This window comes from Caldichromatium japonicum (assembly GCF_011290485.1).
Lineage (GTDB): Bacteria > Pseudomonadota > Gammaproteobacteria > Chromatiales > Chromatiaceae > Thermochromatium > Thermochromatium japonicum.
Genome location: NZ_CP048029.1, coordinates 2,257,562 through 2,275,723, shown reverse-complemented (window position 1 = coordinate 2,275,723; position 18,162 = coordinate 2,257,562). Strand labels below are relative to the sequence as shown.

Annotated in this window: 19 protein-coding genes and 2 pseudogenes; 9 read left to right on the top strand and 12 right to left on the bottom strand. The window is 61.9% G+C overall.

Going from position 1 to position 18,162, the window contains the following annotated elements; translation table 11 throughout:
* Nucleotides 1-20: 20 nt before the first annotated feature.
* The 5 genes and pseudogenes from GWK36_RS11055 to GWK36_RS11035 form a co-directional block, all read right to left on the bottom strand.
* Nucleotides 21-455: a YcgN family cysteine cluster protein gene (locus GWK36_RS11055; protein ID WP_166271184.1), complete on the bottom strand. Its 435-nt coding sequence runs from the start codon at nt 453-455 to the stop codon at nt 21-23.
* A 56-nt stretch (nt 456-511) separates the two neighbouring features.
* On the bottom strand, nt 512-1,201 hold the full coding sequence (locus tag GWK36_RS11050) for a transposase (RefSeq protein ID WP_425482754.1): 690 nt from the start codon (nt 1,199-1,201) through the stop codon (nt 512-514).
* A 211-nt stretch (nt 1,202-1,412) separates the two neighbouring features.
* Nucleotides 1,413-1,541 (bottom strand): annotated as a pseudogene (locus GWK36_RS11045) (S8 family serine peptidase); the annotation flags it as partial.
* Nucleotides 1,542-1,616: 75 nt separating this feature from the next.
* The gene (locus GWK36_RS11040) at nt 1,617-3,110 is read right to left on the bottom strand and encodes a S8/S53 family peptidase (protein WP_166271182.1); all 1,494 of its coding nucleotides are present in this window, start codon (nt 3,108-3,110) and stop codon (nt 1,617-1,619) included.
* 98 nt (nt 3,111-3,208) lie between these two features.
* Complete coding sequence (locus GWK36_RS11035; RefSeq protein ID WP_166271181.1) at nt 3,209-4,105, bottom strand: NYN domain-containing protein; 897 nt, start codon at nt 4,103-4,105, stop codon at nt 3,209-3,211.
* Nucleotides 4,106-4,134: 29 nt separating this feature from the next.
* Between GWK36_RS11035 and GWK36_RS11030 the strand changes: the two genes are divergently transcribed.
* A complete protein-coding gene (locus tag GWK36_RS11030) occupies nt 4,135-4,422 on the top strand; it encodes a c-type cytochrome (protein ID WP_166271180.1) in 288 nt (95 codons plus the stop codon).
* Here GWK36_RS11030 and GWK36_RS11025 read toward each other — a convergent pair.
* The 4 genes from GWK36_RS11025 to GWK36_RS11010 all read right to left on the bottom strand — a co-directional run bounded on the left by GWK36_RS11025 (nt 4,403) and on the right by GWK36_RS11010 (nt 7,561).
* The gene (locus tag GWK36_RS11025) at nt 4,403-5,212 is read right to left on the bottom strand and encodes a PP2C family protein-serine/threonine phosphatase (protein WP_166271179.1); all 810 of its coding nucleotides are present in this window, start codon (nt 5,210-5,212) and stop codon (nt 4,403-4,405) included. The two genes, GWK36_RS11030 and GWK36_RS11025, sit on opposite strands and share 20 nt — an antisense overlap.
* A gap of 42 nt (nt 5,213-5,254) precedes the next feature.
* Entirely contained in the window at nt 5,255-5,992 is a 738-nt protein-coding gene (locus GWK36_RS11020) for a DsbC family protein (RefSeq protein WP_166271178.1), read from the bottom strand.
* Between the two features lie 119 nt (nt 5,993-6,111).
* Nucleotides 6,112-7,005 (bottom strand): site-specific tyrosine recombinase XerD, encoded by an 894-nt coding sequence (gene xerD / locus GWK36_RS11015; protein ID WP_166271177.1) that lies wholly within the window; start codon nt 7,003-7,005, stop codon nt 6,112-6,114.
* A gap of 7 nt (nt 7,006-7,012) precedes the next feature.
* Nucleotides 7,013-7,561: a methylated-DNA--[protein]-cysteine S-methyltransferase gene (locus GWK36_RS11010; RefSeq protein WP_246237540.1), complete on the bottom strand. Its 549-nt coding sequence runs from the start codon at nt 7,559-7,561 to the stop codon at nt 7,013-7,015.
* 85 nt (nt 7,562-7,646) lie between these two features.
* Here GWK36_RS11010 and GWK36_RS11005 point away from each other — a divergent pair.
* The 5 genes and pseudogenes from GWK36_RS11005 to cbiB all read left to right on the top strand — a co-directional run bounded on the left by GWK36_RS11005 (nt 7,647) and on the right by cbiB (nt 11,661).
* Nucleotides 7,647-8,640 (top strand): annotated as a pseudogene (locus GWK36_RS11005) (IS630 family transposase).
* A gap of 74 nt (nt 8,641-8,714) precedes the next feature.
* Nucleotides 8,715-9,455 (top strand): queuosine precursor transporter, encoded by a 741-nt coding sequence (locus GWK36_RS11000; protein ID WP_246237539.1) that lies wholly within the window; start codon nt 8,715-8,717, stop codon nt 9,453-9,455.
* 135 nt (nt 9,456-9,590) lie between these two features.
* Nucleotides 9,591-10,409: a precorrin-4 C(11)-methyltransferase gene (cobM, locus tag GWK36_RS10995; protein WP_166271175.1), complete on the top strand. Its 819-nt coding sequence runs from the start codon at nt 9,591-9,593 to the stop codon at nt 10,407-10,409.
* Between the two features lie 163 nt (nt 10,410-10,572).
* Entirely contained in the window at nt 10,573-10,695 is a 123-nt protein-coding gene (locus tag GWK36_RS15475; RefSeq protein WP_246237881.1) for a DUF29 domain-containing protein, read from the top strand.
* Between the two features lie 12 nt (nt 10,696-10,707).
* The gene (gene cbiB, locus GWK36_RS10985; RefSeq protein WP_166271174.1) at nt 10,708-11,661 is read left to right on the top strand and encodes an adenosylcobinamide-phosphate synthase CbiB; all 954 of its coding nucleotides are present in this window, start codon (nt 10,708-10,710) and stop codon (nt 11,659-11,661) included.
* A gap of 122 nt (nt 11,662-11,783) precedes the next feature.
* Here the strand turns inward: cbiB and GWK36_RS10980 are convergent, their stop codons facing one another.
* Nucleotides 11,784-13,139: a hypothetical protein gene (locus tag GWK36_RS10980; RefSeq protein ID WP_166271173.1), complete on the bottom strand. Its 1,356-nt coding sequence runs from the start codon at nt 13,137-13,139 to the stop codon at nt 11,784-11,786.
* Between the two features lie 176 nt (nt 13,140-13,315).
* On the opposite strand from GWK36_RS10980, the gene GWK36_RS10975 reads away from it, so the two are divergent.
* The 3 genes from GWK36_RS10975 to GWK36_RS10965 are packed head-to-tail and all read left to right on the top strand — an operon-like array spanning nt 13,316 to nt 15,882.
* A complete protein-coding gene (locus GWK36_RS10975) occupies nt 13,316-13,831 on the top strand; it encodes a hypothetical protein (protein WP_166271172.1) in 516 nt (171 codons plus the stop codon).
* Nucleotides 13,832-13,856: 25 nt separating this feature from the next.
* Nucleotides 13,857-15,221 carry a UDP-N-acetylmuramate:L-alanyl-gamma-D-glutamyl-meso-diaminopimelate ligase gene (gene mpl, locus GWK36_RS10970; RefSeq protein WP_166271171.1) on the top strand — a complete coding sequence of 455 codons (1,365 nt, stop codon included), beginning with the start codon at nt 13,857-13,859 and terminating at the stop codon, nt 15,219-15,221.
* Entirely contained in the window at nt 15,211-15,882 is a 672-nt protein-coding gene (locus tag GWK36_RS10965; RefSeq protein WP_166271170.1) for a flavin prenyltransferase UbiX, read from the top strand. Before mpl ends, GWK36_RS10965 begins: the two co-directional genes overlap by 11 nt.
* A gap of 90 nt (nt 15,883-15,972) precedes the next feature.
* On the opposite strand, the gene GWK36_RS10960 is transcribed toward GWK36_RS10965, so the two are convergent.
* Nucleotides 15,973-16,737, bottom strand: coding sequence for a protein-L-isoaspartate(D-aspartate) O-methyltransferase (locus GWK36_RS10960; protein ID WP_166271169.1), 765 nt, complete (start codon nt 16,735-16,737; stop codon nt 15,973-15,975).
* 128 nt (nt 16,738-16,865) lie between these two features.
* A complete protein-coding gene (locus tag GWK36_RS10955) occupies nt 16,866-18,158 on the bottom strand; it encodes an NAD(P)/FAD-dependent oxidoreductase (RefSeq protein ID WP_166271168.1) in 1,293 nt (430 codons plus the stop codon).
* Between the last annotated feature and the right edge of the window lie 4 nt (nt 18,159-18,162).

The window sequence follows — 18,162 nt, the reverse complement described above, 5'->3', positions numbered from 1 at the left end:
CCTACGCGATCTGAGGCCGCTTACCGAATCCAATCGATCAGATTGTAAATCGGCTCGGCGCCCTTCTCAGGACCGATCACCCGCCCGCGTACGCTCTCTCCTGCGCGCGCCACGCTTTCGGGATCGCCGGTAATCAGGGGGTGCCAAGGGGGTAGGGATCTTCTCTCAGCCAGGCGGCGATAAGCGCAGCTTTCAGGCAGCCATTGGGGACGGGCGAGCGCTTTAAGGTCGAGCGGCATGCAATCGGGCATCAGGGCGCGCCGCTCGGCATAATGGCGGCAGCGGGCAGTCGCCGGATCTAGCAGGGCACAGGCCACGCGCGAATAGATGATCCGACCCGTCTCTTCATCCTCGAACTTTTCGAGGCAGCATTTGCCGCAGCCATCGCAGAGTAGCTCCCATTGCTCAGGCGTCAATTCATGCAGCGGAATGGTTTCCCAAAAGGCGGGGTTCATGGCCGGCAGATGGGTGATTGGTGGAAAATTATTGATCCGAAACCAATGAACTTATATTACGCGGCATCATGGAGCTTGGGATGCTGGAAGTAGCGCATGACGCGTTGGGGGGAATTGAGAAGGCGGCGCAGGTGGCTGACGGTCGCCTTCTTCAGATCGTCCTTGGCGCGGGAGGGCGCCTGCGCGGTGATGGTGGCCTTGAGCATCTCGTTGGGGTTCAGTGCTGGGCTGTAGGGGGGGAGGGAGGAGGCCTCGATTTGATTGGCGCATGCAGCCAGCCAGGCCTTGACTGGCTTGGTGTGATGCACGCGCAGGTTGTCGAGGATGAGGAAGATCTTCTTGCCCCTGGCGTCCTTGACGAGCCGCTTCATGAAGTCGATCAGGATGTCGGCGTTCATCGCCCCCGCGAACGCCTTCCGACGCACCTTGCCGCGGTTGGTCAGCGTCGAGATCACCGACAGGCCTTCGCGACGGTGCGTGACGCGAATCTCGGGCGTCTTGATCGCCTGCGGGCTTTGCTCATAGGCGCGCCGAATCGGTTTCTGGGGCGTCAATCCCCAGCGCGCCATGTACTTGCCTTCCCCCTGCGGCCTGAGCTCGATGCCAAAACGGTCGAGGATCAACTGCCGCACCGCCTGCCGGCTCCACAGCGCAAACGGCAGCTTCAGCTCATCCGGTGTCCCGTCGCACATGAGCTTGCGTATCTGGGCGTCCTGCTCCGCCAACAGCGCCCGCTTCTCACCCACCTTTCCTTGAGCCCTTGGGCCCCTTCGCGCCCATAGCCTTTGCAGATGTCGAACACCCCTGCGCCCAACAATCCCCTCTGCGCGCCTATCGCTTCATACGTCCAGCTACGCCGCCGCTCTTCGCGCGCCGCAAACGACAGCAATCTCATGTCTCGTCTTTCCATGCCCACGACATCAGGACAGCTCACTCAATTTCAAAAGCATGTGTTTCTTAGGGATTGCCCAGTCCGCGGCGCATGTTGCGGCAGCCGATCCAGCGGGCCTCCGGGGCTACGCCGATGCGGTAGTCGTTGCTGGCATCCTGCCCCAGGATGATGCCCATGGTGTGCGTCCCGTGCCCGTCTTCGTCAAAAGGTACGGCGCTCTCGCCCCAGGCATCGTGCCAGTTATAGTCGTGGTCGGCACGTTGGCCATCCTAGCCGCGGTAGCGGCTCTGCAGGGCCGGGTGCGTCCAATCGTAGCCGGTGTCCTGGCCGGCCACGACGATGCCCTGTCCCCAGGCCCCCAGGACCCAGGCTTCGTCCACATGGATCGCGAGCAGGTTCGGCGCGGTTTCCGCGGCAGGGACATCTCCCACCAACCCGGTGAGCGAGAGATGGCGCGGGTACCGACGCACGTTGGGGTTGACGAGGACATTCGCCACCTCCGGCCGGCCGGCGAAGCGGCCGTACAGGTCGCGCCGCCCCTCCACACGGATCATGTTGACGAGATAGTAGGGACGGTAGCGTACCCCGAGCTGCTCCAGTTCGGCCCGCAGAGGAGGTTGGGTACGTTCGGCCGTCTCCACAAGGGTTCGGTAGACGAATTGCAGCCGTGCCGCACGGCCGGCGATCTGCTGCGCCGGGCTCAGATCGGCCTGCTCGCGCAGGATGATGAGCAGCCCATCATCGGCAAAGCCGGGGACGCCGGCCTGCCGGTAGAGCGTGCCCCAGAGCAGGAGCACGCCCAGGGCGGCCACCACGCCGAGGGCGGCGACGAACCGTCCGGGAAGTAGCGGGCGCGGGCGTTCCTGCCAAAGGACACGGCGCAAGTGTCGCTCCGTCCACAGAAAAAGCGCCAGGCTCAGGGCGGTAGCCGCAACACCGGCATAGGCAGCTAGGTGGAGCGGCTCCGGCTCGTTGTTGGGGAGCATATTGCGGGGATCCACAAAGAGGATGGGAACGGCATAGGCCGGCCAGGCCAGGACCAGGGAGGGGTAGATGCCACTGCCGCGTGCCCGCAGTTCGGCCAGGAGCGGGACCAGCGGAAGGAGGATCAGGACATCCTGGAGGGCCGTTTCGATGGGGGATGTGAGATGGGCGGCGACAAAAAACAGCCCATAGGACAACAAGAGGGACAATACGGCCGGCCAGAGGCGCACCCAGGTGGAGCGGAAGAGGAAGTAGACAAGCCCCCAGAAGAGCAAGATCTCCGGCAACGCCCTGGCCAGCGCCTGCAGGGCCTGTTGCAGGCTGGTGAAGCGATCCCCCAGGGCACCGACGAGTAGCCAGGGCAAGGTGAGCAAAGCGGCCAGGACCAGCGCCAGGAGAAGCGGGCCCAGACGCAGGCGGTCGAGGCCCAGCACGGTGCCCAGGCGCTGCCCCCCAGGCCGGCCAGGCGCGGAGCCCACACCGCGGCCAGCACGGCGTAGCCGCCGAGCAGCCCCAGGCGCAATAGCGACCCCAGGACCGGGTCGGCTGTTACCCAGACCAGGTCCGGCAGGCTGAGGAGCAGAAAGCCGGCCATAGCGAGCAGCGCCGAGGCCGTAGCGGCTACGGCGCGCCAGGCTGGTCGGCGGCGGGAAAGCAAAGCCACAGCCAGCAGTGGGGCCACCAGGGCTACGGCTGTTCTGGTCAGGAAGGCCCAGGTCAGGACTTCCCGGCCTGCCAGGAAGATAAGGCCCGACACGAGCGGAACGGCTCCGGCCCATCCCAGCATGAGGGCGATGAGCAGGCTGGGGACGCAGCCGGTCGTCTGGTGATGGGGAGAATTGACCATGGGGAACCCCAATGTAGAGGCCCAGCACACCTAGGCTTCGGCCGTCCCCTTGGCTGAGACCTGGCGTTTTTCCTCCTTGGGCTTGGCTTCCGCTTTGGCCTCCAGGGGCGGCAGGGCAAAGGAGCTGAGTTCGTAGGGGTTTTCAGCGGGGAGAAAAACCTCGTTCACCGTGCCGGTGGTCAACATCTGCACCTTGCCTCGACGCTCGGCCTCGCGCACAAAGTCCTTAAAGCGGGAAAAGTGCTTCCCTTGGGCATGGGTGTATTTCCCCTCGTCAAAGTCGCCCAACAGTTCTTTCATCAGCGACTTGAGCGTGGACAGGGTGACGGGGTTCTTGCGCTTGCGGGCGACGTGCACGGCTTCCACCAGCACATCGTAGACATCCTTCGTCTTGACCTCCTGCGGGACAATATCCTCGGCCAGTTGGTGGTAAAAGACGAACTCGTCGGCGCTCTGGGCCAGGTGGGAGGAGGCCGCTTTGGCCACGCCGATCACCACGACGCGCTTGCCGTGCCGGCGGATGGTGTTGAGCAGGGGGATAAAATCGCGATCGCGATCGCGATCGCCGGTGACCAGGACGTACACCTGGATATTGGGGTTGTTGTAGAGCGTGCGCATGGCGTCGATGACGAGGTGGATATCGACGCTGTTCTTGATGGCCGAGCCGGGGGAAGGATCGCGCTCGTCGCTGTAGTAATAGGTCGGCACGTAACGGGGCTCGATGCCGTTGGCATAGAGGGCGTTAGTGACCCGCGAGAACTGGTACCAGTCGGCATAGGCCCGGGCGATTACCACCCGCCCGTACTTGGCGCAATGGTCGGTAATATACTCAAAGTTGGGGTTGGTCTTGTACTTTTCGCGTACGGAGATATAGATGTTCTCAAAATCGATAAAGACGGCGACGTCATCCTTGCGTTCTTCCATCATCGTTCCTCTCAATAATCAGTGCCCTACTGATGGGTTGTGGACCAAGTGGTCAGGATTATCCAGCGTTTACATCTGGCAAGGCGCTCTATGAACATCACTGCGCCGGCTGTCATCGCGACCTGGCACAAGGCAATTTCCTCAAAGGGGTTCCACCCCTGAGGTATGAAAATCTGGAACTGACTGTCTTTGTTGATCTTATCCAAGGGCATCGGCGTGCACCTGACACCAAGATGCCGATCTTCGACCAGATGCAGCGCGATCAGATCGAGGCCATCGCCCAGTATCTACATATGCAGATCAGGCAGGGGCGTCCGTAGCAGATGAGTTCCGGAGACACTCGCCGACGCGCACCAAGGCAAGAGTGATGTTATCCGTCCCGCCGCGCTCATTGGCCAGTTGCACCAAGGCATCAGCAGCCACCTCGAGCGTCTCAGACTTAGCAGCCAGGAGGATCTGCCGCAGCCAGTCATCAGGAACCATGCCGCTGAGCCCATCAGTACAAAACAGGAACACATCCCCCGTCGCAATCTCGACCGTATCGGCTGAGACAGTCACGCTCGGCAGGGAACCCAAAGCACGGGTCAGGATGTTGTCGCTGATCCCATAGCGTCTGGCATCCTCGCGCGTATCGAAAAATCCTTGATCCACGACCTTTTGGATGAATGAGTGATCGCGCGAGAGCTGGGTCAGGGTTTCGCCGTGCAACCGGTAGAGGCGGGAGTCGCCGACATAGGCAAAGGCCAGCCAATCCCAACCCACTACCCCGGTTACCACAGTGGTGCCCATGCCTGAGCAATCGCTGTGCTCCTTCGCATAGCGCAGGATGGCGATATTGGCCTCTTCTACCGTGGCCTGGAGATAGAGACGCCATCGTTCCGCATCCGAGCGAGGATCGGAGCTACGTCCGAGACGCTCGGCAATGGTCTCTGTCGCCAGCCGGCTGGCGACATGACCAGCCGTCGAGCCACCGATGCCATCTGCGACGACCACTACCCCCCAATCGGGTCGCACGACGATGGCATCCTCGTTGCGCTGGCGCATGCGACCTTGATCCGTCCGCCAGACGAATTCGAGGACAAAGGCGCTAAATGGTTTGGATTGTGTCATGGTGCGCTCGGACTATCGATGATACAGCGCTATGATACAGCGCTAACCACCGCTTTGCGCATTGAGCCGTGCTGCCAGGCGCCGCGGCTCGACATACCCGGGGATCAGTTCGCCGGATTCAGTGATGATCGCTGGGGTACCGCTCAAACCGAGATCCATGCCCAGCAGCATGTGTGCCTCAACAGGGTTGTCACAGGTCTTGGAGTCGATCGTCTCGCCGGCCTTGGCGCGGGTCAGAGCAATGCGGCGCGCCTCAGCGTCACCGGCACACCACACCGAGACTGCCTCATCGAATGCTTGACTTCCTTTACCAGCACGGGGGAAGAAGAGATAGCGTACTCGAATCCCCTCCTTGAGATAATCGTCGATCTGACGATGCAACTTGCGACAATAGCCGCATTCGATATCGGTAAATACGGTGATGGTATGTTTGGCGTTCTGATCACCGAAGATCACCATTCGATCCTCACTGACGGCGTCGATCAGGCGTTTGCGGGCTTCAGAGACACGCGGTTCGGTGAGATCGGTGCGGGTTTTCAGGTCCACGATGTGCCCACTGATGAAATGACGGCCATCGGCGGTGATATATAGCACCTCGGCCCCGGCCATGACCTCATACAGCCCCTTGATCGGCGAGGGGGTGATACTGGTGACCTTAAGATCAGGTGCGATCTCTTTCAGCGCCGCGCGAATCGTGTCTTCGGGGGCGGCTAGAGCCGGCACAGCGACAAACGTTAAGCTCAGCAAGAAAAATGGGAGGAGACGATGGATCTTTGGCATAACGATTGGACCTAAAGGGCGGCTATTGAGCATGAAGCAGGCACTTCCGCCTAGGCGACCAGTGCATCAGATTCAATCTTAACCCATTCATCAGACATCTGGGGTACAGGCATCGCCTGTTAACCTCGCGGATGATGCTGGGCATGGAGCGATTTGAGACGTTCGCGGGCGACATGGGTATAGATCTGGGTGGTTGAAAGATCGCTGTGACCTAGCAAAAGCTGCACGACCCGCAGATCCGCGCCGTGGTTGAGCAGATGGGTAGCAAAGGCATGACGGAGGGTATGGGGGGAGAGCGGTTTCACGATCCCCGCCTGTAACGCATAGCGTTTGATCAGCAACCAGAATGCCTGACGGGTCATCCGGTCGCAGCGGCGGGTTGGAAACAAAAAATCGCTCAGCCGCCCAGCGAGGATCTCCTGACGGGGGAACCGCAGATAGGCGGCCAGCCAGCGCAATGCCTCCTCGCCGAGCGGCACTAAACGCTCGCGCCCGCCCTTGCCGATGACGCGCACGACGCCCTGGGTCAGACTGACTTGCTCGGGCCTTAAATTGACCAGCTCGCTGACCCGAAGGCCGGTAGCATAGAGGACCTCGAGCATGGTACGGTCGCGCTGACCTTCGGCCTCAGTGACATCAGGGGCCTGCAATAAGGCCTCGACCTCGGATTCAGTCAGGGTATCTGGGAGCTGGCGCCCCAGCTTAGGGGCAGCGATGCGAGCGGTGGGATCGACACTGATCATACCGCGGCGATAGAGATATTGATAAAACTGGCGCAGACAAGACAGCCGTCTGGCGCTGGAGCGTGCCCGATAGCCCTGACCGGCAAGCGTTGCCAGATAATCGAGCAGATCGGCACGTTCAGCGGCGAGTAGACCGCGCCCGCGTGTTTTCTGCAACCATCGGGCAAGATCACGTAGATCGGCTTGATAGGCGGCAAGGGTGTTTTGGCTTAGACCGCGCTCCATCCAGAGTGCATCGGCAAAGCCCTCAATCAGCGGCTGGTCATCCATCCGTTCGCTAAAGCGGTAGAATACCAGTGGGACTGGGGCCGCCGCTCAGGGCGCCTTCGTGTTGCAATAACCAGCGTTTGATCGCCAGACGCAGTCCATCGCGCGCCCCGGCAAATCCGCCCAATCCATCGCACCCCACGACCCGATGACAGGGGATCACGATCGGACAGGGATTGGCGCGACATGCCTGACCCACGGCGCGGGCCGAGGTCCCCAGCAAGCGCGCCAGCTCGCCATAGCTGCGGGTCTCGCCTACGGGAATGGTTTGTAGTATGGCCCATAAACGTTGCCGAAAAGGGGTTCCAGCGAGCTGGAGGGGAAGAGTAAAGCGCTTCTGCGGGTTGCAAAAATAGTCGGTTAATTGATGCAAGATCGCCGTTGGTGGTTGCGCTGGCTCGACCCCATAACTATTTGGATATGGGGCGAGATCGATGGCGACCAGCGCCTCCCCCCGCCAGCGTACCCCCAGGTTGCCGAGTGGGGTTGTGAGCAGGCCACACGGATCAGCGGGCAAAGGCTTCATAGGGACTCCCTCGCACTGGATGCGATCGATCATAGCAGCCTCATACCCCCATTTGATAGGCTTCTTGATAAGAAACACATGCTTTTGAAATTGAGTGAGCTGTCCTGATGTCGTGGGCATGGAAAGACGAGACATGAGATTGCTGTCGTTTGCGGCGCGCGAAGAGCGGCGGCGTAGCTGGACGTATGAAGCGATAGGCGCGCAGAGGGGATTGTTGGGCGCAGGGGTGTTCGACATCTGCAAAGGCTATGGGCGCGAAGGGGCCCAAGGGCAAGCGGGGTAGGCGCAAGGTGGGTGAGAAGCGGGCGCTGTTGGCGGAGCAGGACGCCCAGATACGCAAGCTCATGTGCGACGGGACACCGGATCAGCTGAAGCTGCCGTTTGCGCTGTGGAGCCGGCAGGCGGTGCGGCAGTTGATCCTCGGCCGTTTTGGCATCGAGCTCAGGCCGCAGGGGGAGGGCAAGTACATGGCGCGCTGGGGATTGACGCCCCAGAAACCGATTCGGCGCGCCTATGAGCAAAGCCCGCCGGCGGGCAAGACGTGGCTTGAGGAGACCTACCCGGACATTGCCCGGCGCGCCAAGGCCGAGGGCGCCGAAATCCACTGGGGCGATGAAACGGGGTTGCGCTCGGACGAGGTGCGCGGGCGCTCTTATGCGCCGGCGATCAAGACGCCCGAGATTCGCGTCACGCACCGTCGCGAAGGCCTGTCGGTGATCTCGACGCTGACCAACCGCGGCAAGGTGCGTCGGAAGGCGTTCGCGGGGGCGATGAACGCCGACATCCTGATCGACTTCATGAAGCGGCTCGTCAAGGACGCCAGGGGCAAGAAGATCTTCCTCATCCTCGACAACCTGCGCGTGCATCACACCAAGCCGGTCAAAGCCTGGCTGGCTGCATGCGCCAATCAAATCGAGGCCTCCTCCCTCCCCCCCTACAGCCCGGCACTGAACCCCAACGAGATGCTCAAGGCCACCATCACCGCGCAGGCGCCCTCCCGCGCCAAGGGCGATCTGAAGAAGGCGACCGTCAGCCACCTGCGCCGCCTTCTCAATTCCCCCCAACGCATCATGCGCTACTTCCAGCATCCCAAGCTCCATGATGCCGCGTAACATTTAAGTTCATTATCTCTTGTTTTCATTTTTTGTTTCCCTCCATCTCTATGTGTTTTGATCGCTCAACCAAGTTGTTCATCATCCTTGGGGGCTTTTTTATCTGCAATGCCCTGATCGCTGAGTTTCTCGGGGTCAAGATCTTTGCACTCGAAGAAACACTGGGTCTTGAGCCTTTCAACTGGGATCTCTTTGGTCAATCCGGCTCTCTGAGCTTTACCGCTGGCGTTTTGCTCTGGCCAGTGGTCTTTATCATGACCGACATCATCAATGAATATTATGGCCGACGCGGGGTGCAGTTTCTGTCTTATCTCACCGTCGGCTTGATCCTGTACGCCTTTGCCTTTGCCTATCTCGCGATCGCCTTAGCCCCTGCCGATTGGTGGATCAGCATTCAGGCTGAGCAGGGCGTGCCAGATATGCAGGCCGCCTTTTCCGCCATTTTCGGCCAAGGGATGTGGATCATTGTCGGTTCGGTGATCGCCTTTCTTATCGGCCAGCTCGTCGATGTCACCATCTTTCATCGCATCCGTCGGTTCACGGGTCAGCAGCATGTCTGGGCGCGGGCGACGGGTTCGACCCTGATCTCGCAACTGATCGACAGCTTTGTAGTCCTCTATATCGCTTTTGTCATCGGTCCCCAGCACTGGCCGATCGACTTGTTTCTCGCTGTTGGTACGGTCAACTATGTCTATAAGTTTGTCGTTGCTATCGCCTTAACCCCCTTGATCTATCTGGGACATGCCGCGATCGAACGCTATCTCGGACCCGAATTGGCGCATGAGCTGCGTACGGCTGCAACCGCTGGAGTCTGACCCCCGCGCTGCCAGCCTTTTGGTAGAGCGCATCTAAAGATTTTACAACAGCCCCTGATGTTTCCGGCCAATACAAACCAGAAGCCGGGATATTTGAGCATCAAAGATTGGGACTGACCCATTGGTATCTTCAGCATGACAACAGACTCATCTCCTTGTTCTCCTCAGCCAGGCACGGTCTGGTTCGTCGGGGCAGGTCCCGGCGCACCCGATCTGATCACGGTGCGCGGCAGCCGCCTACTCGCCGAGGCGGATGCCATCCTATATACGGGCTCGCTGGTGGCCGAGACGGTCTTGCAATGGGCGCTCCCAGATTGCGAGATCGCCGATTCCAAGTCCATGGATCACGAGCAGGTGGTCGCTTGGTTGATCGAACGCGCCCGCCGCCATCGGACCGTCGTGCGGCTGCAGACGGGCGATCCGACCCTCTATGGCGTGCTTGCTGAGCTTGCCCAGCCTTTGGATGCCGCCGGCATCCCCATCGGGATCGTGCCTGGGGTCTCCTCGGCCATGGCCTCGGCGGCTGCAGCTGGCGAGTGCCTGACCCTGCCTGAGGTCACCCAGACGGTGATCTTCACCCGCCTGGCCGATCGCACCCAGATGCCTGAGCGCGAGTCGTTGGTCGAGCTCGCCAGGCATGGTTGTACCCTGTGTATCTTCCTTTCGATCGACCGGATCGAGGGGGTCGTCGAACAGCTTCTGGCTGCCGGTTGGTCTACCGCTGCGCCGGTCACAGTGGTCTATAAAGCGACCTGGCCGGATGAACGGATCTTGCGCGCGCCCTTGAGCGATATCGCTGCCCTGTGTCGCGCATCCGGGATCGAGCGCCAGGCCATGATTCTGGTCGGACCGGCCCTAGGCGCGCGCCGCTGGGGGGAGCTTAGGCCCTCCAAGCTCTATGACCACAGCTTCCCGCGCCGCTTTCGTCCAGCGCGGGATGGAGTGAATCGCTAGATCAGTTCAAGGCAAGAGGGTAAGGAATGGCGGCAGCGAGCGAACAAGGCGATGTCTATCGCTGGACGCTGGAGACCGTTGCGCTGATCCGCGCCGGTTGCTTCGAGGCGATCGACCGAGAGAGGCGATCGAGCGAGAACACCTGGCCGAGGAGCTTGAGGCCATGGGTCGAAGCGAACGCCGCGCCCTTGAGACTGGCCTGGACGAGGACGACTGCCCTGCCGCCTGTCCTTATTCGCTTGAGCAGATCCTCGCAGCCGATTTCTATCCCGATGGGTCAGGCTAAGCCCCACAGCGCATGACCGAGCACCTGGCACTGGTCTTGGGCGCCTGTCTGCTCGATGCGCTGATCGGCGATCCTGTATCTCCCTTGCACCCGGTGCGCCTGATCGGCGGCTGGGCCTTGTGGTGCGAACAGCGGCTGTTTGCCCTGGGGCTCGATGGCCGAGCCGGCGGGGTTATCCAGTGGTTTCTGGTCATCACTACCGCCTTAGGTGTCTGGTTTGGCCCGCATCGGGCCCTGGGGATGATCCATTCGGCGCTCGCCTGGGGTTGGGACCTTGGCCTCGCCGCCGGTCTTCTTTGTACCCGTTCATTGCTTGAGCAGGGCTGGCGGGTGCTCAAAAACCTCGATGACCTGGCGGCAGCGCGTCTTGAGGTCTCGCATCTCGTTGGGCGAGATGTCGAGCGCCTGGATCGCGCCGGGGTGGTGCGCGCAACCCTCGAGAGCCTATCTGAAAACCTCACCGATGGGGTGCTGACCCCTCTATGGGCACTGTGCCTATTCGGGCTGCCGGGTCTAATTGCGGTCAAGGTGATCTCGACCCTGGATTCTATGGTTGGTTATCGCAATGCCCGCTATGGGCGCTATGGCTGGCTAGCGGCGCGTAGCGATGATCTGATCCATTGGCTGCCGGCGCGCTTGTCCGTCCTGCTCATCGCCTTGGCTGCGACCTTGACGGGAGGGCATCCTTGGCTGGCGATCCGCACTGCCTGGCGCGATCATAGGGTCTTGCCCAGCCCCAACTCGGGTTGGGGCGAGGCAGCCTGTGCGGGGGCGCTCAGGGTGCGCCTTGTAGGGCCGCTTTGGCGCAAGGGGCGGCGGGTCGAGATGGGCTATCTAGGCGATCCCGCTTGGCCGGTCGAGCTCGATGTCAAGGATCTCAGGCGCGGCCTGCGCTTGATTGCGACCGCTGCCTTGCTCGCCATCCCGCTCGGGCTCGGGCTAAGCGCTGCGGCCGCTGGGATGTAGAGAGGGCGAAACCGCGCGGATTAAACGGGGGCTTGCCTTGCCATCTCAACAAGGCCGTAGGGTGCGCAGTGTGCACCCTAAACGGGGTGGAACCTGTAGCCGAGGGCGCGCACCCCCCTGGACTATAAAAGGCTCTTGCAGCTGTCACTCCGACAATGGACGAGCAGGCTGTCGCTGCCTTGGCAGGGGACGCGATAGACCTCGCCGTCGCGCCGCGACTCGATCAGTTGGGCCCCGCCCGCCCGACAGCCGCGCTGTTTGGCATATTGCTCGGCTTTGGCAGGTGGGGTGCGATTGGCCGCCGCTGTGGTCGATGCAGTGCTGCGTACAGCAGGGGGTGCCGGGGTCTGGGCGGGGCGGGTCGTTGAGGCGGCAGCGGGTGTTGCCGGGCGCACTGCCTGGGTGGTTTGGGCAGAGCGCTTGCCTGCGACCGTCATCGGTCCAGGTCGGGCTGCGGGTGTCGCCGGTGTTGTCGTCCTGGTGGCTGGCGTTGCGCTTGGAGTCGGGCGCATAGCCGATGCCGCCGGCGCCTGAGGTACCCTCTGCCTGGTTTGGGCGGCGGTCGCCGAGGACGCCGGTCTGTTGGCGTTGATGACCGGTACCGCTCGCGGGTTCGCCGCTGGGGGCTTGCTCTGGCTTACCGCCGCGACCTGTGTCGGTCTAGCGGGACCGCTGCTCGTCGCCGTAGCGGGGACTTGCGGGCGTGAGGACGCCGCAGCCTGGCGGTCATAGCGCGGCAGCGGGACGCTCGCGGCCAAGGGCGTCGCCGGACGGGTCTGGGGTTGGGTGTCGGCAGCGCTTGCGTTCGCCGCCGTGGTAGCCACCAGCGTTGCTGGCTGCGAGTTAGAACCTATGGCTCCCCTCTGTGGGCGCTCGGTCTGGGGTGCGATCGGGTCCGCAGATTCGTCCCATGCGCTTCTCCAGCCCTCGGGTGGGGGCGCAGCGCGTGCTAGACGCTCGCGATCCTGGATCCAACGCTTGCGCAACGCCTCAAGCGATTGCATCAGAGCGGGGCTAAAGGCGTCGGTATAGTCGATCCGCGTCGGCAGACCGCCCCCCGACGCAGGGATCACCAGGTCGGCACGCATCGCGACCTCAAGCCCCTCAGCCGTCTCGTTGAAAAAGGTCGTGACCTCTAGATTTGAACCAGGCACCTGAGCCATCTGCGGTGCGACCTGATAAAGGGTCTCAGGGTCGGCAGGGCGCCCGACGATCAAGCGGCCATCGCCGGCCTCTGATGGCAGGATCGACCAGCCGCGTGCACGGGCGGCACCCATCGCCAATGCCTTGACCTCGGCGGGGTCAGCCCCCGGAAGCAATAGGCGTGGAAGGTTGGCTATATCGATCGGCGCTTGGGCTGGAGGGGCACCAGTAGGAATGGAGGAGCGACTAGGGTTGCTCGCACAGGCCGCAAGCACAACCGGCAGCAGGGCGCAACAAAGCAGCATCTTGGCGCGCAGAAGGAATGGGGGCGTCATCGCGGATCTTTTCGGCAAGGCTCAAGGAGAGGGCCTGGCTCGGGTGGGCCAGTGCCTCTCGACAAGGATGGAACCATTCTATCCACTGAGGGCCGGCAAAGGCTATAACTACACTCGGTATTTGCAGGCACTGGGGTTATCATTAAGCCCATGCTGATGACATCGAGAACCCAGGTGTGTGGGTACTGATCCAATTCTTTGTTGAGCTTTGCTTATTGCGCCGCCGACCGCAAGAGATTCCCCCCTCAGATGCGCTTCTGATCCTTATCATGGTCGTCGATCTCGTCGTGGGCACCCTGGTGGGGATTACAGCTGGTGTCCCCGGATTGGTTAGCCTATTGCAAAGCGGCGCCGAGCTCGCGCTCCTACTCGCTGGGCTCTACGCTGCGCTCGTTTTGCTCAAGCATCCTGCGCGTTTCTTACAGGCATCCACAGCGCTGCTAGGCAGCCGGGTGGTCATTGGTCTGACTGCGATCCCGCCGCTGCTACTCAATCTGGTCGGTGGGCGGGGGAGCGCCTTGGTAGCACTCGGCGCCTTTATATTGCTTGGTCTCTTGGTCTGGGGGATCCTGGTGACTGGACACATCTTGCGGCATACCTTCTCGATCACCCTGGGTCAGGGCACCGCCATTGCGCTGGCCTTTCAGATCCTCGTCGTCACCGTGATCACCGGGCTGTTCGGCACCGCTTAGGCCCCAGTCCTCTTCGGATCCTCGTATGCATATCCATATCCTCGGTATCTGCGGCACCTTCATGGGTGGGATCGCGCTCTTGGCGCGCGCGCTTGGCCATCGGGTCACAGGCTCGGACGCCAATGTCTATCCGCCGATGAGCGATCAGCTTGCTGCGGCTGGGATCGCGCTGCACGAGGGCTATGACGCTGTACAGCTCGATCCCACACCCGATCTGGTCGTCGTCGGCAACGCCATGAGGCGCGGTCAGCCGGTGGTCGAGGCGCTTCTCGATCGCGGATTGTCCTATTGCTCGGGTCCAGAATGGCTGCGCAACTTCGTATTGCAAGGGCGCTGGGTCTTGGCGGTTTCCGGGACCCACGGCAAGACCACAACCGCGAGCATGCTCGCCTGGATCTTGGATCAGGCAGGGCTTGCTCCGGGCTTTTTGATCGGCGGCGTCCCTCAGGACTTTGGCGTCTCGACGCGCTTGGGAGAGGGGCGGCATTTCGTCGTCGAGGCAGATGAATATGACACTGCCTTCTTCGATAAGCGCTCCAAGTTCGTGCATTACGGCCCCAAGACCCTGATCATCAACAATCTTGAGTTCGATCATGCAGACATCTTCAAGGATCTTGGGCAGATCCAGCATCAGTTCCATCATCTGGTCCGCACCGTCCCAGGCAGCGGTCTGATCATCCATCCCGCCCGAGACCCAGCGATCACGGCAGTGCTCACCCAGGGCTGCTGGACGCCGCAGACGACCTTCGGGCCGGGCGGCGACTGGCAAGCCGAACCCCTGACCGCCGATGGCGCGCGCTTTCGGATGTTGCATCAGGGTAGGGCGGTCGGAACCGTGGGGTGGGGGCTGCTCGGCGAGCACAATATGCGCAATGCGCTGGCGGTCCTGGCAGGGGCTGCCCATGTTGGGATCGAGCCAGAGGTTGTGTGCCAGGCACTTAGCCGCTTCCAGGGGGTCAAGCGGCGCCTGGAGCTGCGCGGCGAGGTCTCGGGTATCCGCGTCTTTGATGACTTCGCCCATCACCCGACCGCGATCGCTGTGACCCTCGCCGCCCTGCGCCAGCGGGTGGGCGAGCGGCGTCTCATCGCCGTGCTCGAGCCGCGCTCTAATACCATGCGTTCGGGTATTCATAACGCCACCCTTGCTGATGCCTTGAGCACTGCCGATCGGGTCTATTTCTATGCCCCGCCGGACTTAGGCTGGGATGCGGCGCAGGTCCTCGCTCGGCTTGGGGAGCGGCTTCGGGTCCATGTGTCTATCGCTGCCCTCGTCGAACAGCTCGTCGCCGATAGCCGGCCGGGGGATCAGATCCTGATCATGAGCAACGGCGGCTTCGGCGGTATCCATCAGCGTCTGCTTGATGCACTGCGCGCCCTCGATGCCAACTGAGCCGAGCGCCCCGCGCACCATCGCCCTCGCCATGACTGGCGCCTCGGGTGCCTGTTATGGATTGCGGCTGCTCGAATGCCTGATCCAGGCAGACAGCCGGGTCTATCTCATGGTCTCGAGCGCCGCCCAGATGGTTATCCGTATGGAGACCGGGCTCAATCTCCCTGCCCGCCCCAAGGAGGCGGAGGCCTTTTTGCGCGAATACCTGGGCGTTGCACCAGAGCGCTTACGGGTCTTCGGGCGTCAGGACTGGACGGCTCCGGTGGCCAGCGGCAGCCACCCCCCAGAGGCGATGGCGATCTGCCCTTGCACCACAGGTACCCTCGGGCGCCTGGCCGCCGGGCTATCGAACTCATTGATCGAACGCGCCGCAGATGTTGCGCTCAAGGAACGCCGGCCTCTGATCCTAGTGGTACGCGAGACCCCATTGTCGCTGATCCATCTCCACAACATGCTCTCCCTCGCCCAGGCCGGTGCGACCATCCTGCCGGCCAACCCAGGCTTTTATCACCGGCCGCAACGCATTGAGGACCTGGTCGATTTTGTGGTCGCACGGGTCTTGGATCATCTGCATGTTCCACACGCCCTGATCCAGCGCTGGGGCGATGAGGATTCGGGGGAGGAGCAAAAAATTGGGGTTGACAAAGGCCTGGCTAAATAAGAAACTGGTGATGTACTGAAGCTCTCGGCTCCAGTGCACTCCTCCATCCTCCTTTGGTGGTAATTTGGCCCGGCGCCCGCCGGGCCTTTTTTATGGCGCAATCGGCCCGGTGACCGGCACGAAGCGCACTGGCAAGATATCGCGCCGCACCAAATCCCCCTGTTCATTGCGCGTATAGACCACCAGCTCCTGGGTCCGCTCGGCAGGTCCCATGGGGATCACCAGGCGGCCATTGGGCTTGAGCTGTTCGACGAGCTGGCGGGGGATGCGCGGTGCCGCTGCAGTGACAATGATCCCATCAAAAGGGGCGGCCTCTGGCCAACCGAGCCAGCCATCGCCAGCGCGTACCTGGACGCGGTCGCCATGACCCAGGGACTCCAGGGTCTTGGCTGCGCGCTCGGCAAGCTCAGGGACGATCTCTACCGTATAGACCTCAACCCCCATCTCGGCCAACACCGCTGCCTGATAGCCCGAGCCCGTGCCCAGCTCATAGACCCGGTCACCGGCCTTGATGCCGAGCAATTGGGTCATGATAGCGACGATATAGGGCTGGGAGATGGTCTGGCCCTGACCGATGGGCAAGGGCGAGTTGATATAGGCCAGGGCGCGCTCGGACTCGGGGACGAAGCGCTCGCGTGGTACGGTGCGCAGTGCCCGCTCGACCTCGGGATTGAGTCGGTCGAATCCGAGCTCTTGGGCCGTCGCCCGCACCTCAAGCTGGATCAGGTTCACCAAACGGTTGCGTTGGTCCGCCATAGTATCCTCCGCTGCACCTGGTCGCACCGCAAACAAGGCAGCGCCGGTCAGGATCAAATAGATGAGGGCTTGGAGAGAGGTGTGAAATCTCTTGGTCATGCCGATCTTCCATACAGGATAACGCCCGCGCTAGGGCATCAGGGTCTGTCATGCCCTCCTCGGGGCAGGGAACAAAAAAGGGGCCTTGCGGCCCCTTTGCAGTTGAGACGATGCACATCCGACGGCGATCAACCGAAGGAGTCGTGCACGATGTTGTGATACCAGCTATGGGCATACTGGGCCTCGCGTTCGAGCACCCAATCGGGGGCATCGACGGGGGTGATGCCGCCCGAGTCGGGTACGGCCTCGATCGCTGAGCCTTCGGCGTTCAGGCGATAGATAGCCGCAATCGAGATCCCATAGTTCGGGGCCAGGATCGAATAGCAGGTATTGAGATATGACGGTGTCCCAGGTTCTTCACCCTTGAGCATGGCGACGATCGCCGCCGCTGCGACCTTGGCCTGGCTATTGGCAGAATAGCCGGATTTAGGCATGGGGACAGCAGCACAGGCATCGCCGATGACATGGATGTCCTTATGGATCTTGGACTCGAAGGTCCGCACATCGACTGGACACCAGCCCGCCTCGTTGGTCAATCCTGCGGCCTGGGCGATCGCACCGGCGCGCTGCGGACAGATGAGATTGATCACATCGCCTTTGACGGTGTCACCGAAAGCGGTCTCGACCGTCATCTCATTTGGATCAACCTTGGTGACCGCAGAATCCGGCCCCGGGCGCCATTCGATCAGGGCGTTTTCGCTGCCATAGCCATAGAGCCGCTCCCAGCCCTTGATGAATTGGGCCTGTTTGGAAAACTTATCGCTGGCATCAAGGATGATGACCTTCGACTTGGGTTTGTGGGCCTTCAGATAATGGGCGATCTGGCTGGCGCGCTCATAGGGCCCGGGCGGGCAGCGGAAGGGAGCGGCAGGCGGGGCGATGATCACCACCCCGCCGTCGGGCATGGCCTCGATTTGTTTGCGCAGAAGCTCGGTCTGCTCACCCGCCTTCCAAGCGTGGGGCATCTTTTGCAAGTTCTCTTCGCTATGCCCCACGATCTTGTGATGGATGAGCTCGATACCGGGCGAGACCACGCAGCGGTCATAGCTGAACTCAGCGCCGCCTGCGGTCTTGACGACCTTGTTCTCTGGGTCGATCGCCACCGCGGTATCTTGCACGACTTGGACGCCGCGGGCCTTAAGCCCATCATAGCCGACCTTGAGCGATTCGAGGCTGCGTTCGCCGCCGATCACCTCGTTACTCATGTAACAGGTGTAGTAGAAGGGGTTGGGTTCGATCAGAGTGACATCGAGGTCAGGATCGGCGAGCTTGAGATATTTTGCTGCAGTCGCCCCCCCGGTGCCGCCGCCGACGACCACGACCCGACGCTCAGCGCCAAGCGCAAGATAGGGAAAGCCCAACAGCCCACCCGCGGCTAGGGCGCCAGAGACCTTCAAAAAGTCGCGTCTGTTCAAAGCCATGGTA